This is a genomic window from Actinopolymorpha alba DSM 45243 (assembly GCF_000373925.1).
In the GTDB taxonomy this organism is placed as follows: domain Bacteria; phylum Actinomycetota; class Actinomycetes; order Propionibacteriales; family Actinopolymorphaceae; genus Actinopolymorpha; species Actinopolymorpha alba.
On record NZ_KB892708.1, the window covers coordinates 242,106 to 256,058 of the forward strand.

Sequence of the window (13,953 nt, forward strand, 5' to 3'; positions counted from 1 at the left end):
CCCCTCCCCGACCGTCCCGGCATACGAAAGACCACGAGCGCACGGCTCGCCGTCTTGGTAAGAGATCGAACTATAGTTCGGTGGGACCGATCCCATTGACTGGTGTCCGAGGGGGGACTCGAACCCCCATGCCCTTGCGGGCACTAGCACCTCAAGCTAGCGCGTCTACCTAATTCCGCCACCCGGACTCGCACGCGTCGCCGTAGCGCTGCGCGGCGCTCACTGTAGCAAACCGGCCGGGGGCGGTCGCACCACGGCACCTTGTCATCGAACTGGCACATTCACCCGGCAGGATGAGGACTATGACGGACGAGGTGACAGGGGCCGCGGCAGCCTCTTCCCGCGACGATGCCGCACGACGGAGCAACCCCGATGCGGAGGTCGTGGAGATCTGTCGCGACCTGATCCGCATCGACACGTCCAACTTCGGCGACGACAGTGGCCCGGGGGAGCGCAAGGCCGCGGAGTACGTCGCGGAGAAGGTCTCCGAGGCCGGCCTCGACCCCACCCTGTATGAGCCCGAACCCGGACGTACGACGCTTGTCGCGCGCTGGGAGGGCACCGACCCGTCGGCGGCGCCCCTGCTCGTGCACGGTCACCTCGATGTGGTGCCCGCGATCGCCGCCGACTGGAGCGTCGACCCGTTCGCCGGAGAGATCAAGGACGGCTGCGTCTGGGGGCGCGGGGCGGTCGACATGAAGGACTTCGACGCGATGGTCCTGTCGGTCCTGCGGGCTCGGGCCCGCGCTGGCCGGCCGCCACGGCGTCCGATCGTGCTGGTCTTCACCGCTGACGAGGAGGCCGGTGGCCGCAAGGGTGCCCACTGGCTGGTCGAGCGTCACCCGGAGGTCCTCGAGGGCTGCCGCGAGGCGATCGGCGAGGTGGGCGGTTTCTCCCTAACCGTGCGGGACGACCTGCGGCTCTACCTCATCCAGACCGCCGAGAAGGGCTTGGCCTGGATGCGCCTGCGGGCCAAGGGCACCGCGGGTCACGGCTCCATGCGCAACGGAGACAACCCGGTGACGGAGCTCGCCGAGGCGGTCGCCCGGATCGGAAGGTACGACTGGCCGCTGCGCATCACCCCCACGGCGGAGGCGTTCTTCGCGGAGGTGTCGGACGCACTCGGGATCGATATCGACCCGGCGGGCGGTGATGTCGAGGCGACGCTCGCGCGGCTGGGCACGTTCTCCCGCATGATCGGAGCCACCCTGCGCAACACGGCCAACCCGACGATGCTCGACGCCGGATACAAGGCCAACGTCATCCCGGGCGAGGCGACCGCGGTGATCGATGGGAGGTTCGTGCCGGGCGCGCAGGAGGAGTTCCTCGCCACCATCGACAAGCTGATCGGGGACAAGATCACCCGCGAGATGCTCAACGTCGACAGCGCGCCGGAGACGGAGTTCGCCGGCGCGCTGGTCGAGGCGATGCGGGCGTCGCTACAGGCCGAGGATCCGGCCGGTCGTGCGGTGCCGTACCTCATGTCTGGGGGTACGGACGGAAAGGCCTGGGACCGCCTGGGCATCCAGTGCTTCGGGTTCGCTCCGCTGAAGCTGCCCCCGGACCTCGACTTCGTGGGGATGTTCCACGGCATCGACGAGCGGGTGCCGACGGAGTCCCTGGAGTTTGGTGCGCGGGTACTCGACAGGTTCCTCGACCTCGCCTGACGTTCGGTGGTTCCTAGGCGCGGGCCGCCGGCCTGCGGGCCTTGATCGCGAATCGATGGTTGTGCGTGACAAGCGGGCCTTCCGCGCGGATGCGGGCGTCGAGCTGGCGCAGCCGCGTCTCGTAACGTCGGACGTCGAAGTCAGGGATCGTCCAGGACACCACACTCAGCTGGTAAACCACGGCCGCAACGTCGTGGAAGTGGTACGCCGGGAACTCCTCGCGCGCATGGAGGATCTGGAAGCCCCGCTTCTCCAGCGCGGCGACCGTGGTGGCGCAGGTGTGGGAGTCGGGATCAATCGACAGAGCGGCGCCCAGGGCGGCGTTCAGCTCCATGTCGTTGCGGCTGCCGGCTTGCTGGGTGAGGATCATCCCGCCTGGTGCCGACACCCGCCACAGCTCGTCGACGTCGAGGGCGGCGTGCCGAGCAAGAATTACCTCGAACTCCCCGTCTGCGACTGGTAGCCGCCCCGTCTCGCTCGTGCGGACGTCGACGCCGAGAGGTTCCAGGCGCTCCCGAGCTACGAGCACGTTTGGCGCCCAGGATTCGGTCGCGACTGTGTGCGGTGGAAGCGGCCGGAGTGAGGCCAGGAGTTCGCCGCCACCGGTGTCGAGGTCCAGCAGGCTGGCGGCGTGCGCGATGGCCTCGCGGGCGAGGTGGTTGTACGACCAGGACAGGTCGTCGCCGCTCGTCCGGCCGCGCAGATAGCCGAAGTCCCAGCCGCGCATCGTCGCGGCCGCGGCGAGCGCGTCTGAAACAAGGTCCTCGAAGGGCGGGGCGGCGCTCTGAGCGTCGTCGGTGGGACGTGCGGGGTGTTGGGAAGCCATGTCAGTCCTGTTCTGTGAGGAACGATTGGCGAAGTCTGAGAAAGGTCGCCCAACTCACCCGACTGCGTGGACGCAGGGTCGCGGAGACGGTCGGTCAGAACGCGAGGAAACGACCGGCAGGTACGCACACGCAAGCCGGGCATACGAAAGGCGACATCAACCTGAGGCTGGCGGCCGAAGAGGTGGCGGTCAGCCGGCTACGAGCGGATCCGGGCGGGCCCGATGATGTGGACCGTGCGCCGGATGGCTAGGCGTTATGTCGCATGCGGACAATCTAGTGGACAGGACCGCTAGACAGGGGCCGCGGCGCCGGTCGGGAAGGTCTTGGTGGCGCGGATGATGCGGCGCCGGAGCGTGACGACTCGCCGGCCGTCGGGGTAGATGCGGACCCTGGCCAGCTCCCAGCCGCCGTACTCCGCGCGCTCAACCAGAAGCTGCCGGACGACTCTGCGTGAGAGGGTGCGCGGCAGCTGCACCTGATGCGTTTCGTACTCCGCCATCGCCCCATGGTGGCACGCGGCGCCGACATTGGACGGGCCGACACCGGCCGATCCGGCCGGGATGGTCAGGTAGGCCGGCGAGCGGTCACGAGTACTCGCCGTTTCCTTCCCACGAGGGGGAGGTTGGAGCGCGCCTCCCGGGCGAGGCCGCGCACGGCGTCGTCGTCACCCGGCTCGAGCCGCAGGACCGCCTCGTAGACGGCGCGGTAGCGGTCGTGCCAGTCCGGCCGCTCGGTCACCTCCACGTCGACGAAGCCCGCTTCGGAGAGGATGTCGGCGAACCACAGTCCACGGAAGCGTTCGGGCAGGACCGGGTCGTCGCGGCGGCGCGGCTCCCAGCCTGTCAACGCGAGCCGGCCGCCCGGACGTAGGACCCGCCGGAGTTCCCTGCCGGCGGCGACCCGGTCGCGGGCGAACTGGAAGGCGTCGACACACATCACCGCGTCCACGCCGGCGTCGTCCAGCCCGGTGGCGTCCAACGAACCAACGGCGAAGCGGGCCCGACCGTCCAGGCCGAAGACCTCGACCCGCCGCCCCGCCTGCTCCACCGCCACCGGGGAGGCATCGATACCGACGTAGGACACACCGGTCGCCCGGGCCACCCACATACCCGGTCCGCCGCGCCCGCAGCCAACGTCGACGAGTACCCCGCCGGTGCCGACCTCGAGTACGCGGGCGAGCGTCGCCAGCCCGTCGGCGGTGATGAAGGAGAACGGCTCCACCTCAGGTGGAAGGTCGAGCACGGTGCAGAAGAGCTTGGCCAGCACGGGGGAGCGCTCGTACGCCATGTACACGCCGTCGAAGGGGCGGCCACCGCGGCGCCGTGACCCGCGGGCCCAGAACCGCCACTGGCGGCTCTTCTCAACGGTCATGTTCGGCGCGCTCGGGATAGCCGAACGGCAGCGAGGACACGTCGTCGAGGGCGGCGGTGATCTCGATGGGGAGCTCGACGTCCTCGACCGTGAGGGACCCGCGCAGCTGCGCCGCCGTCCGGGCACCCACCACCGGCGCCGTCACGCCGGGCCGGTCGCGTACCCAGGCCAGCGCCACCTCCAGCGGCGCGAGCCCGAGCCCGTCGGCGGCGCGGCACACCGCGTCGACGATCCGGTAGCTGCGCTTGTCGAGATAGACGCCGACGAAACGTTCGAAGTGCGGGGACGCCGCGCGGGAGTCGGCGGGCGTGCCCGTGCGGTACTTGCCGGTGAGTACCCCGCGCCCGAGCGGCGACCAGGGGAGGACGCCGAGGCCGAGTTCGCGCGCGGCGGGGAGCACCTCGCGCTCGATGCCGCGTTGGAGCAGGCTGTACTCCATCTGCGTCGACGCGATCGCTGCCCGACCCGGCCAGGCCGACTGGTAGGTCACGGCGCGGCCGGTCTGCCAGCCGGAGTAGTTGGACACCCCGACGTACCTCACCCGCCCGCTCGCCACCGCGTAGTCCAGCGCCGACAGCGTCTCCTCCAGGGGCGCCGCGTCGCTCCAGGTGTGCACCTGCCACAGGTCCACCCAGTCGACGCCGAGGCGGCGCAGTGATCCGTCGAGCTCGGCCAGCAGGCTGCGGCGGGAGACGTCGACGACGCGTTCGCCGGTACGCCGGGAGATCCCGGCCTTGGTCGCGAGGACCAGCTCCTCGCGCTGGACGAGGGGGCCCATCAACCGGCCGAGCACCCGCTCGCTGTCACCGTCGGCGTACCCCGCCGCGGTGTCGACGAGGGTGCCGCCGGCCTCCACGAACGCCGTGAGCTGGTCGCGGGCCTCGTGCTCGTCGGTGTCCCGGCCCCACGTCATCGTGCCGAGGGCCAGGCGCGAGACCTTCAGGCCGGTACGTCCGAGATAGCGCTGCTCCATCGACGATCCCCAATCGTTCCCGGGGCGCGGGCCCCTCGGGACGCGCGGGCATCCTCGGCACGGCTCAGCATCACCCGCGTACGCGACCCGGCGCTTGAGGGGACATTAAAAGGTCACGTAAAAGCCGAGGTCGCCGGGGTCGGGCGGACCGCCCGCGGTGACCATCGCGGCGAGTCCGTGCGGGACCGCGGGACGGGGACTCCTGGCGTCGGTCACCACAGCTTCGCCGAGTAGGCTCGCCAGGCTGCCACGCCCGGCGCCGTCATGCGTGCCGACGCCGAACCAGCACCCGCACCAGCACGAGCACGAAGGAGGGGCGGCCCTGTGCGTCTGGGACTCACCCTCAGCTACTGGGACGCCGAGAGCCTGGGCGACAACCTCGCCCTCGCCGAGGAGGCGGACCGGCTCGGATACGCGGTGTGCTGGGCCGCCGAGGCGTACGGCCTCGACGCGGCGACGGTGCTCGCGACGGTGGCCGCGCGCACGAGCCGCATCGACATCGGCTCCGCGGTCCTCCAGATCCCGGCCCGCGCCCCCGCCATGACGGCAATGACGGCGGCCACTCTCGATGCCCTGTCGGGCGGGCGGTTCCGCCTGGGCCTTGGCGTCTCGGGTCCGCAGGTCTCTGAGGGGTGGTACGGCGTACGCTTCGCCGACCCTCTCGGACGCACCCGGGAGTACGTCGAGGTGGTCCGGCAGGCGCTGCGCCGCGAGCCGCTCACTCACGCCGGCGAGCACCTCACGCTCCCGCTGCCTGACGGGCCCGGCAAGCCGCTCCGGCTTTCTGTGCGACCGGTGCGCGACCATGTTCCTCTCTACCTCGCGGCGGTCGGGCCCCGTAACCTCCAGTTGGCCGGCGAGATCGCCGACGGCTGGCTGGGTGTCTTCGTGTCGCCGGACTTCCTGCCCGACAGCCTCGCCCAGATCAGGGCGGGCTGGGTGCGGGCCGACCGGTCAGACGAGGACACGGTCCGGTTCGACGTGGCCGCGACGGTCCCGGTGGTGGTCGGTAATGACGTCGAGGCATGCGCGGCGCCGGTCCGGGCGTACACCGCGCTCTATCTCGGCGGCATGGGCAGCCGGACACAGAACTTCTACAACGCGCTCGCGGTCCGGATGGGCTTCGCCGAGGAGGCTGCCCGGGTGCAGGACCTCTTCCTCGCCCGGCGGCACCGTGACGCCGCCGAGGCGGTTCCGCTGGAGTTCGTCGCCGCCACCTCACTGCTCGGTCCGGTCGAGCGGATCACCCAGCGGCTGCGGGCGTACGCGGAGGCAGGCGTGACCACGTTGTCGGTTCTGCCGTTTGGCGCGCGCCTCGACGACCAACTCGGCACACTTCAGACGATGGCGGAGGCCCTGGCTGCCTCGGGCGTAGGAGAGTAAGCGTGGAGCACAGCGTCGGTTGGTTGGGTGCCCTTGTCTACGGCCTGCTGCAGGGTCTCACCGAGTTTCTCCCGGTCTCGTCGAGCGCGCACATCCGGATCATGGGCGCGCTCGTGCCCGGCTGGGGCGACCCAGGTGCGGCCTTCACCGCGGTCATCCAGCTCGGGACCGAGACCGCGGTGGTGGTCTACTTCCGGAAGGAGATCTGGGCGATCATCCGGACCTGGACGGCCGCGCTCTTCAAACCCTCGCTGCGCCGCCATCCGGACGCCCGGATGGGGTGGTACATCATCGCGGGCACGCTGCCGATCGGCATCCTGGGCTTCCTGTTCAAGGACGTCATCGAGACCGCGTTGCGCTCCCTGGTGTACGTCGGCTGCAGCCTGATCGGCTTCGGGATCATCCTCGGCATCGCGGACGCGATCGCGCGCAACCGCAAGTCTCTGACCCAGCTGAACCTCCCGGAGGCGATGGTCTTCGGCTTCGCGCAGGCGCTCGCGCTGATCCCGGGCGTCTCCCGGTCGGGAGGTACGATCACGGCCGGCCTGCTGATGGGCTACACCCGTGAGGCGGCCGCGAAGTACTCCTTCCTCCTCGCGATCCCCGCCGTCTTCGCCTCCGGCCTCTTCGAGGTCCTCAAGATCGGGGACGAGGGGTCGCCCGACTGGGGGCCCACGATCCTCGCGACCCTGGTGAGCTTCGGCGTCGGCTATATGGTGATCGTCTACTTCATGCGTTACATCTCCCAGCGCGACTTCCGACCCTTCGTGGTCTACCGCGCCCTCCTCGGCGCGGGCGTGCTGGCATTGCTGGCGTTCGGCGTCGTGACGGCGTACGCCTGACGGGCGGCGCGACCCCGAAAGCTCGGGGCGCGCGAGCGCCGGTGATGGGCCGGAAAGCTACGGGAGCTTGCCGAGGATCGCGGTCGTTTCCTCCGCGGAGAACGCCCGGAGCGTGGTCGAGCGGATGCTTCCGCCAGAACCCACCGCGTACAGGAACGCGGTCCCGGACTCCTCGTCGGGAAACTCCGCCACAGTGACGATGTCGTACGGCCCGACCGTCCAGTAGGTCGCGGTGATCTCGCCGCCAAAGCGCCGGGCGAGTTGCTTGGCGGAGTTGGCCCGCTCCACGGTCGCGTTACAGCTGCGGATCCCCTGGTCGGTCCAGTTGATCAGGCTGATGTACGTCGGCATCCCGGTCATCCCCCCATGGTTCGGTTCACCTGGGAAGCACCTACCCAGGTCCTGGGTCGGGGGCACCTATGGACGGCTCTATCGCCCAGGGGGTCCCCCGACCCGATACCGGCGGTCAGGGACCAGCCGTCAGTCCGCAGTTCACGCGACCCGAGGATGACTAAACACGAGGTGTCTACACAGCAGGTATACACACTGTGTAGAGTGCGGGGCATGTCAGTTGGACACACCCTGCTGGGCCTCCTCGAGTCAGGCCCGCGACACGGCTACGACCTCAAGCGGGTCTACGACGAACACTTCGCGCACGACCGGCCCCTCCACTACGGGCAGGTCTATGCGACGCTCTCGCGACTCCTCCGCGGCGGGCTCGTCGAGGTCACCGGGCTCGAGCCCGGTGCCGGACCCGAGCGCAAGCGCTACGCCATCACCACGGCCGGCGTCAGCGACGTCGAGCACTGGCTGTCGACGCCGGAGAAGCCGGAGCTCTATCTCCAGAGCACGCTCTATTCCAAGCTCATCCTGGCGATGCTCTCCGGGCGGCACGCTGAGGACGTGCTGGAGACCCAGCGCAGCGCACACCTTGAGCTGATGCGCGACCTCACCCGGCGGAAGTCGACGGGTGACCTCGCCGACCAGCTCATCTGTGATCACGCACTGTTTCACCTCGAAGCCGACCTGCGCTGGTTGGAGCTCACCAGCGCCCGGCTCGACCAGTTGTCTGAGGAGATCTCTCGATGACGGATCTGACAGGCGTGTCCGCGTCCGGAGGCGGCACCGGCACCGTGCAGACGTCCGGTCCCGTCCTGCTCGAAGCGATCGACCTGCACAAGTCGTTCGGGTCGACCACCGCACTGACCAGCGCCTCGATGCGGCTGAGGGCCGGCGAGGTGGTCGCTGTGATGGGACCGTCGGGGTCGGGCAAGTCCACCTTCCTGCACTGCCTGGCGGGCATCGTGCCACCCGACGCCGGGATCGTGCGCTACCGAGGACGTGACCTCGGCGGCATGTCCGACCGCGTGCGTAGCCAGTTGCGGCGGACGGACTTCGGGTTCGTCTTTCAGTTCGGCCAGCTGGTGCCCGAACTCACCTGCCTGGAGAATGTCGCGCTTCCGCTGCGGTTGGGTGGCGTACGCCGGCGGGCAGCTGAGCAGAAGGCCACGGCATGGCTCGAACGCCTCGAGGTCGCTGGCGTGGCGAACAAACGGCCCGGCGAGACCTCCGGTGGGGAGGGGCAGCGGGTGGCCGTCGCTCGGGCCCTCGTCACCGGGCCCACGGTGGTCTTCGCGGACGAGCCGACGGGAGCGCTTGACTCCCTCAACGGCGAACGCGTCCTGCAGCTCTTCGTGACCGCTGCGAGGGATACGGGTGCGGCGGTCGTCCTTGTCACGCACGAGCCCCGGGTCGCCGCGTACTCCGACCGAGAGGTTGTGGTCAGGGACGGCCGTACGCGTGACCTGGAGGTCGCGCGGTGAAGGGCTGGGTCAACGACCTCAGCCTTGGTTGCCGGCTGGCACTCCGGGGTGGCCGTGCTTCGTGGGTCCGGCTGTCGATGACCGCGTTAGGTGTCGGGCTTGCCGTCGCCGTGCTGCTCCTGGCCAGTTCGGTGACCGGGTTGCTCCAGGCCCGCGACGACAGAGCGGCTGTACGCACGGATCCCTTCCGGGCCGGCGGGACCGAACCCGTGCCTGGCGTGGACCCGATCCTGGCGGTCCGGAACAACGGCCAGTTCCGGGACCTGGACATCAAGGGCTACCGGGTGCAGCTCAAAGGCTCCAACCCGCCGAGCGCACCCGGCGTGGACCGGCTACCCGGGCCAGGTGAGATCGTCGTGTCGCCGGCGCTGAAGTCCCTGCTCAGCGGGCCGGACGGCGAGCTCCTGCGACCCCGCTTTCCGCAGCGGATCATCGGGACGATCGGCCCGGATGGGCTGCTGGGACCCAACGAGCTGGTCTTCTACGCGGGAGCCGCCGATCTGGCGGGGAGCAGGGAGGTCGTCACGATCTACGCGTTCGGGTCCCAGGGCGGGGCCCCTCGTGTGTTCGCGCCGTTCCTGCTCCTGCTGGTCAGCCTCGGCACCACCACGTTGCTCATCCCGGTCGTGATCTTCCTGGCTGCCAGCACCCGCCTTGCCTCCGAAGCCCGCGACCGGAGGCTGGCGGCGCTCCGTCTGGCAGGTGGCAGCGGCGCGCAGGTACGCCGGATCGCCGCCGGTGAGGCGTTCGTGGGCGCGGTGGCAGGGCTCGGCGCTGGCGGGGTGCTCTTCGTTGCCGGCCGATCGCTGACGAGCTACCTCACGGGCCCGGTGTTCGGCGGCGGCTTCTTCGCCTCCGACATCCGACCAGCACCCGTGCTGGCCGTCCCGATCCTGGTCGCGGTGCCGTTCCTCGCGGTCAGCCTGGCCCTCTTCTCGCTCCGGCGGTTGGTCGTCGAGCCACTGGGCGTGGTCCGCCAGGCACGCGTCGCCCGTCGGAGGCTGTGGTGGCGGCTCCTGCCCTTCCTCGCCGGTGGCGGCCTGCTGGCGGCCCAGCTGCGCGGCGACTTCGCGGCCTTCAGCGCTGGTAATGCCACCATCGCCGGGATCGTGCTGCTCCTGCTCGGCGTTCCGGCGTTCCTGCCGTGGCTGATCGAGCGTACGGTCCACTGGCTGCGTGGCGGTGGCAGGCCGGCATGGCAGCTCGCGGTACGCCGGTTGCAGCTTGACTCCGCGTCTTCGGCCAGGATCGTGGGTGGTGTCGCGACAGCGCTGGCCGGCGGGATCGCGTTGCAGGCGTTGTTCATCCCGGCCGCGGCCACCTACGTCAAGGAGAACCCTGACCATGGGAAGGCGATCTTCGTCGATGCACACGTCGCGGATCTAGATGACGGGATCCGGTTGGCCGCCACGCTGAATGGCATCGATGGCGTGCGTACGACGCCAGTGATTGCGCAGGAAGCGCTGGCCGGAACGCGAGATCGCTACGCGAGCCTCCACGTGGCGACCTGTCCAGTGCTCCGCAGTCTCGCGAAGATCGAGCGCTGCACTGAAGGCGATGTCTTCCGCGCGATGCCTCCGCCGTCCAAGCGAACCAACGACAGCGAGCAGCTCACGCCTGGCGACCCAGTGTGGTTCCGCAACAACCGCGCCGACGACCGCACGACGGGCACTCCCGACTGGACCATCCCGACGACGCTCCCGTCCGTTGAGGCGCTTCCATGGCAGGACCTGAACGCTCCCAGGGGCGCGTCCCCGGAGGACGTCTTCTACCGCGAAGGGATCCTGGCAACGCCGGGAGCGTTGGCGGGCGCGAGGAACACCGCGCTTCAGACCCAGCTCGCACTCGTGTCCGCACCCGACCAGCCGGACACGGTGGAGTACGTCCGCAACGTTGTCGCCGGGTTTGACTGGTCAGCGCAGGTGTGGCAGCCCTCCGCGCAGCTCACCGACCGGACGTACGCGCTCATCCGGTCGGCGCTCTTCCTGGGTTCGTTGGTGGTGCTGATCCTCGCCGCACTCAGCCTGCTCGTGATGGCGCTGGAGCAACTCCGCGAGCGCCGCCGTCCACTCGCCATCCTCATGGCCGGTGGTGTGGACCGCTCGGTGATCGCCTGGTCCTTGCTGTGGCAGGCGACCATCCCGATCGTCCTCGCTCTCGCGGTGGCGTTCAGTGTCGGCCTCGGCCTCGCCACGCTGGTGCAGATGGGGTCCGGCGCGCAGCTGGCGTACGACTGGTCGGGCATCGCGGCGCTCGGTGCCGCGGGTTTTGGCGCGGTGCTCGCGGCGACGATCCTGACCCTGCCGGCGTTGTGGCGCGGAGCCACAACAGCTGGCCTCCGGACCGAGTGAACCTCCCGGAGCGGGGATCAGCGCAGGCGGGGCCCGAGCCGGTCGCGGCGCAACGACCTTGATCCAAGCCAGACCAGCCCGCCCGTCACCACCCACAACACGGCCGCGACGCCCACCAGCTGCCACGGTCCGAGGAACAGCAACCCCGAGAACTGCCCCACCACGAGGAACACCAGTGGAAGGACCGTCACGCTCGCGATCTGCTGCGCGCCCTGGACGCTTCGCGCCCGCGCCGACACGAACACCGCCAGGGCCAACGCGGCAGCGCTGACCGACGGCGCGACAACCAGCACCAGGACCAACCAGGTGGCATGGGGGAGGAGCGGCCGACCCAGGACCGGCCACATCGCGATGTCGGTGATGGTCAGGTAGATCAGGGCGCAGCCGAGGTTGATCGCGACCGCGGGGAGGAGGGCGCCGAGGAGCTTCGCCACCAGCAGGTCGCGATCGCTCACCGGCGCGAGGAGCAGTCCCTCGAGCGTGCCGCGTTCCCGCTCACCGGCCACCGAGTCGGTGGCGAGCACCATGACGACGATGAGCGGTATCACCAGAGTGAGGGGCGGGAGCAGATAGCCGAGCAGGAGCGCAGCCAGCTGGACGCCTGACCCGTCCGGCAGGCCGTCGAACACCCAGCCCTGCACCGTACGCAGCAGGCGTTGGAGATCGCCGTCGGGCACGTCCACCCTGGCGATCAGGCCACCGAGAGTGGGAAACACGACGGCGAACACCAGCGGGAGAACCGCCAGCGGGACCAGCACCGCGCGGTTCGTTCGAACGATGGACAGGTCGCGTCGCACGATCGCGCGGATGGCCCGCAGGTTAAGAGGTTGCGCGGCGGTCATGGCTGTCCCACCGCGTGGTTGGGTGCGGTGGCGACCTGCTCGCGGGCGGTGTAGAGGGCGACGTACACCTCTTCGAGGCTCGGTTCATAGGGGCGAACGCCGTACACCGCGACGCCCGCATCCGCGAGCGCCCGCACCAACCCCGGTAGCTGGCTCCGGCCGATCGAGGAGTTCCGCAGGACGACGGTGTCGGCCCAGCCGGGCCCGTCGACCTGCCTGATCGGACCAGCTCCGGCGTGGCGACCGAGGAGCTCGCGGGCGACCGGCCCGTCGGCGCGGGCCACCTCCACTTCGACCGCACCGGCGGCGAGCCGGGCGGCCAACTCTGCCGGCGCCCCTTCCTCGACCACCCGGCCGTGGTCGAGGACCACCACCCGGTCGCACAGATGCTGCGCCTCGGCAAGGTCGTGGGTACACAGGACGATGGTCCGGCCGGCGTCCCGGGACAGCTGCCCGATCAACTGCCGCACCATCCGGACAGCCAGCGGATCCAGCTGCGCGGAGGGTTCGTCGAGGAGCAGGATCTCCGGGCCCGGAAGTAGCACCCGCGCGAGTGCCAGCCGTTGCCGCATCCCCGCGCTGAAACCCTCCACCCGGTCCTCGGCCCGCTCGGCCAGGTCGAACTCCCGCAGCGCCCGCCGGATCCGATCGGGCAGTCCAGCGCGCGGCAGCCCGAAGAGCTCGGCCGCCAACTCCAGGTTGCGGCGCGCGGAGAGGCGCTGGTCGAGGAACGACGCGGTGGGGAGTACGCCGAGCAGCCGGCGTACGGCCACCCCGTCAGCCACCGGATCGAGCCCGCGTACCCGCACTCGACCGGCTGTCGGGGAGAGGAGGCCCGCCACCAGGCGGACCAGTGTGGTCTTGCCGGCACCGTTGTGTCCGAGCAGTCCGACAACCTCGCCGGCACGGATCCGCAGTGAGACGCCGTTGATGGCGCGGACGTCGCCGAACGAGCGATGCAATGCCTCGATCTCGATCGCGCCGCCGCCGGTCACCCGCTCATTCTCTCGTACACCCGGTCCGTGACCTCCGGACGGCTCGTGGCCATGCGGGTGGGGCGGCCGGGCCGCTGACCGGAGCGGCGCGGGTGTGCGGGCCGCGGTCAGTGGCACGGACCTCGTAGGCTCAGCAGTCATGGCGACGCTCTTCCTTGTCCGGCACGGACGCACGCGGGCAAACGTCGACGGCCTACTCGCCGGATGGACGCCGGGTGTGGGCCTCGACGAGACCGGGGTCCGGCAGGCCGAGACGCTCGGCACAAGGCTCAGCACCATCCCGCTGGCCCGGATCGTGACGAGCCCGCTCGAACGCTGCCGCCAGACGGCCGCCGCGATCACCGCACTCGAGGGCCGGCCGCCGGCGGTGATCGAGGACCGCCTCGGCGAGGTGCGGTACGGCGACTGGGAGGGCAGGGCGCTCAAGCAGTTGGCGAAGGAGCCCCTCTGGAAGGTCGTGCAGCAACACCCGAGTGGTGTCACCTTCCCTGGTGACGGGGGAGAGTCGCTGCGTTCGATGGCCGACCGTGCCGTGGAAGCGATCCGTGAGTGGGACGCCCGGATCGAGGCCGAGGAAGGTCCTGACGCGATCTGGGTGGCGCTCAGCCACGGGGACGTCATCAAGGCGATCGTGGCCGACGCGCTCGGGCTCCACCTCGACCAGTTTCAACGGATCATCGTCGATCCGTGTTCGGTCAGCGTGCTGCGCTACACGCCGCTCCGGTCGTTCGTGGTCCGGGTCAACGACACCGGCGGCGACCTCGCCGCGCTGGTCCCGCCGCGCCGCAAACGTCGCCGGAGCCGGCGTACCGCCTCGGAGAGTGATGCGGTTGTCGGAGGCGGCACCGGCGCCGGTGGCGGTGGCGGTGGCTGACACCG

General features: G+C 70.2%; 14 protein-coding genes and 1 tRNA gene. 7 read left to right on the forward strand and 8 right to left on the reverse strand.

Features of this window, described 5'->3' with window-relative positions:
* Positions 1 to 100: 100 nt before the first annotated feature.
* A tRNA-Leu gene (locus tag B141_RS0103590) sits at positions 101 to 188 on the reverse strand.
* Positions 189 to 302: 114 nt separating this feature from the next.
* On the opposite strand from B141_RS0103590, the gene B141_RS0103595 reads away from it, so the two are divergent.
* On the forward strand, positions 303 to 1,667 hold the full coding sequence (locus B141_RS0103595; RefSeq protein WP_020573804.1) for a M20/M25/M40 family metallo-hydrolase: 1,365 nt from the start codon (positions 303 to 305) through the stop codon (positions 1,665 to 1,667).
* 13 nt (positions 1,668 to 1,680) lie between these two features.
* On the opposite strand, the gene B141_RS38705 is transcribed toward B141_RS0103595, so the two are convergent.
* The 4 genes from B141_RS38705 to B141_RS0103615 form a co-directional block, all read right to left on the reverse strand.
* Complete coding sequence (locus B141_RS38705) at positions 1,681 to 2,493, reverse strand: methyltransferase domain-containing protein (RefSeq protein WP_020573805.1); 813 nt, start codon at positions 2,491 to 2,493, stop codon at positions 1,681 to 1,683.
* A gap of 290 nt (positions 2,494 to 2,783) precedes the next feature.
* Positions 2,784 to 2,993 (reverse strand): DUF5703 family protein, encoded by a 210-nt coding sequence (locus tag B141_RS0103605; protein WP_020573806.1) that lies wholly within the window; start codon positions 2,991 to 2,993, stop codon positions 2,784 to 2,786.
* A 65-nt stretch (positions 2,994 to 3,058) separates the two neighbouring features.
* Positions 3,059 to 3,865, reverse strand: a complete 807-nt coding sequence (locus B141_RS38710; protein WP_020573807.1) for a class I SAM-dependent methyltransferase — start codon at positions 3,863 to 3,865, stop codon at positions 3,059 to 3,061.
* The gene (locus B141_RS0103615) at positions 3,855 to 4,838 is read right to left on the reverse strand and encodes an aldo/keto reductase (RefSeq protein ID WP_020573808.1); all 984 of its coding nucleotides are present in this window, start codon (positions 4,836 to 4,838) and stop codon (positions 3,855 to 3,857) included. The genes B141_RS38710 and B141_RS0103615 overlap by 11 nt, the downstream gene beginning before the upstream one ends.
* A 324-nt stretch (positions 4,839 to 5,162) precedes the next feature.
* Between B141_RS0103615 and B141_RS0103620 the strand changes: the two genes are divergently transcribed.
* Both B141_RS0103620 and B141_RS0103625 read left to right on the forward strand, forming a co-directional pair.
* Positions 5,163 to 6,221, forward strand: coding sequence for an LLM class F420-dependent oxidoreductase (locus B141_RS0103620; RefSeq protein ID WP_020573809.1), 1,059 nt, complete (start codon positions 5,163 to 5,165; stop codon positions 6,219 to 6,221).
* Positions 6,222 to 6,223: 2 nt separating this feature from the next.
* A complete protein-coding gene (locus tag B141_RS0103625) occupies positions 6,224 to 7,063 on the forward strand; it encodes an undecaprenyl-diphosphate phosphatase (RefSeq protein WP_020573810.1) in 840 nt (279 codons plus the stop codon).
* Between the two features lie 57 nt (positions 7,064 to 7,120).
* On the opposite strand, the gene B141_RS0103630 is transcribed toward B141_RS0103625, so the two are convergent.
* Entirely contained in the window at positions 7,121 to 7,423 is a 303-nt protein-coding gene (locus tag B141_RS0103630; RefSeq protein WP_020573811.1) for a GYD domain-containing protein, read from the reverse strand.
* A gap of 204 nt (positions 7,424 to 7,627) precedes the next feature.
* Here B141_RS0103630 and B141_RS0103635 point away from each other — a divergent pair, with 204 nt between their 5' ends.
* Genes B141_RS0103635 through B141_RS0103645 form a run of 3 tightly spaced genes read left to right on the forward strand, consistent with a single transcriptional unit; the run spans position 7,628 to position 11,237 of the window.
* Positions 7,628 to 8,152, forward strand: a complete 525-nt coding sequence (locus tag B141_RS0103635; RefSeq protein ID WP_020573812.1) for a PadR family transcriptional regulator — start codon at positions 7,628 to 7,630, stop codon at positions 8,150 to 8,152.
* Positions 8,149 to 8,886: an ABC transporter ATP-binding protein gene (locus B141_RS0103640; RefSeq protein ID WP_020573813.1), complete on the forward strand. Its 738-nt coding sequence runs from the start codon at positions 8,149 to 8,151 to the stop codon at positions 8,884 to 8,886. Before B141_RS0103635 ends, B141_RS0103640 begins: the two co-directional genes overlap by 4 nt.
* Positions 8,883 to 11,237 (forward strand): FtsX-like permease family protein, encoded by a 2,355-nt coding sequence (locus B141_RS0103645; RefSeq protein ID WP_020573814.1) that lies wholly within the window; start codon positions 8,883 to 8,885, stop codon positions 11,235 to 11,237. The genes B141_RS0103640 and B141_RS0103645 overlap by 4 nt, the downstream gene beginning before the upstream one ends.
* A gap of 17 nt (positions 11,238 to 11,254) precedes the next feature.
* Here the strand turns inward: B141_RS0103645 and B141_RS0103650 are convergent, their stop codons facing one another.
* Both B141_RS0103650 and B141_RS38715 read right to left on the reverse strand, forming a co-directional pair.
* Positions 11,255 to 12,079: an ABC transporter permease subunit gene (locus B141_RS0103650; protein WP_020573815.1), complete on the reverse strand. Its 825-nt coding sequence runs from the start codon at positions 12,077 to 12,079 to the stop codon at positions 11,255 to 11,257.
* Positions 12,076 to 13,215, reverse strand: a complete 1,140-nt coding sequence (locus B141_RS38715; protein WP_084678076.1) for an ABC transporter ATP-binding protein — start codon at positions 13,213 to 13,215, stop codon at positions 12,076 to 12,078. The genes B141_RS0103650 and B141_RS38715 overlap by 4 nt, the downstream gene beginning before the upstream one ends.
* Here B141_RS38715 and B141_RS0103660 point away from each other — a divergent pair.
* Positions 13,214 to 13,948, forward strand: coding sequence for a histidine phosphatase family protein (locus B141_RS0103660; protein ID WP_020573817.1), 735 nt, complete (start codon positions 13,214 to 13,216; stop codon positions 13,946 to 13,948). The two genes, B141_RS38715 and B141_RS0103660, sit on opposite strands and share 2 nt — an antisense overlap.
* Positions 13,949 to 13,953: the final 5 nt, after the last annotated feature.

Excerpts from the sequence above, each read along its gene's own strand:
- B141_RS0103595 (WP_020573804.1), top strand. The coding sequence starts at position 303 with ATGACGGACGAGGTGACAGGGGCCGCGGCAGCCTCTTCCCGCGACGAT.
- B141_RS38705 (WP_020573805.1), bottom strand. The coding sequence starts at position 2,493 with ATGGCTTCCCAACACCCCGCACGTCCCACCGACGACGCTCAGAGCGCC.
- B141_RS0103605 (WP_020573806.1), bottom strand. The coding sequence starts at position 2,993 with ATGGCGGAGTACGAAACGCATCAGGTGCAGCTGCCGCGCACCCTCTCA.
- B141_RS38710 (WP_020573807.1), bottom strand. The coding sequence starts at position 3,865 with ATGACCGTTGAGAAGAGCCGCCAGTGGCGGTTCTGGGCCCGCGGGTCA.
- B141_RS0103615 (WP_020573808.1), bottom strand. The coding sequence starts at position 4,838 with ATGGAGCAGCGCTATCTCGGACGTACCGGCCTGAAGGTCTCGCGCCTG.
- B141_RS0103630 (WP_020573811.1), bottom strand. The coding sequence starts at position 7,423 with ATGACCGGGATGCCGACGTACATCAGCCTGATCAACTGGACCGACCAG.
- B141_RS0103635 (WP_020573812.1), top strand. The coding sequence starts at position 7,628 with ATGTCAGTTGGACACACCCTGCTGGGCCTCCTCGAGTCAGGCCCGCGA.
- B141_RS0103640 (WP_020573813.1), top strand. The coding sequence starts at position 8,149 with ATGACGGATCTGACAGGCGTGTCCGCGTCCGGAGGCGGCACCGGCACC.
- B141_RS0103650 (WP_020573815.1), bottom strand. The coding sequence starts at position 12,079 with ATGACCGCCGCGCAACCTCTTAACCTGCGGGCCATCCGCGCGATCGTG.
- B141_RS0103660 (WP_020573817.1), top strand. The coding sequence starts at position 13,214 with ATGGCGACGCTCTTCCTTGTCCGGCACGGACGCACGCGGGCAAACGTC.
- B141_RS38715 (WP_084678076.1), bottom strand. The coding sequence starts at position 13,215 with ATGACTGCTGAGCCTACGAGGTCCGTGCCACTGACCGCGGCCCGCACA.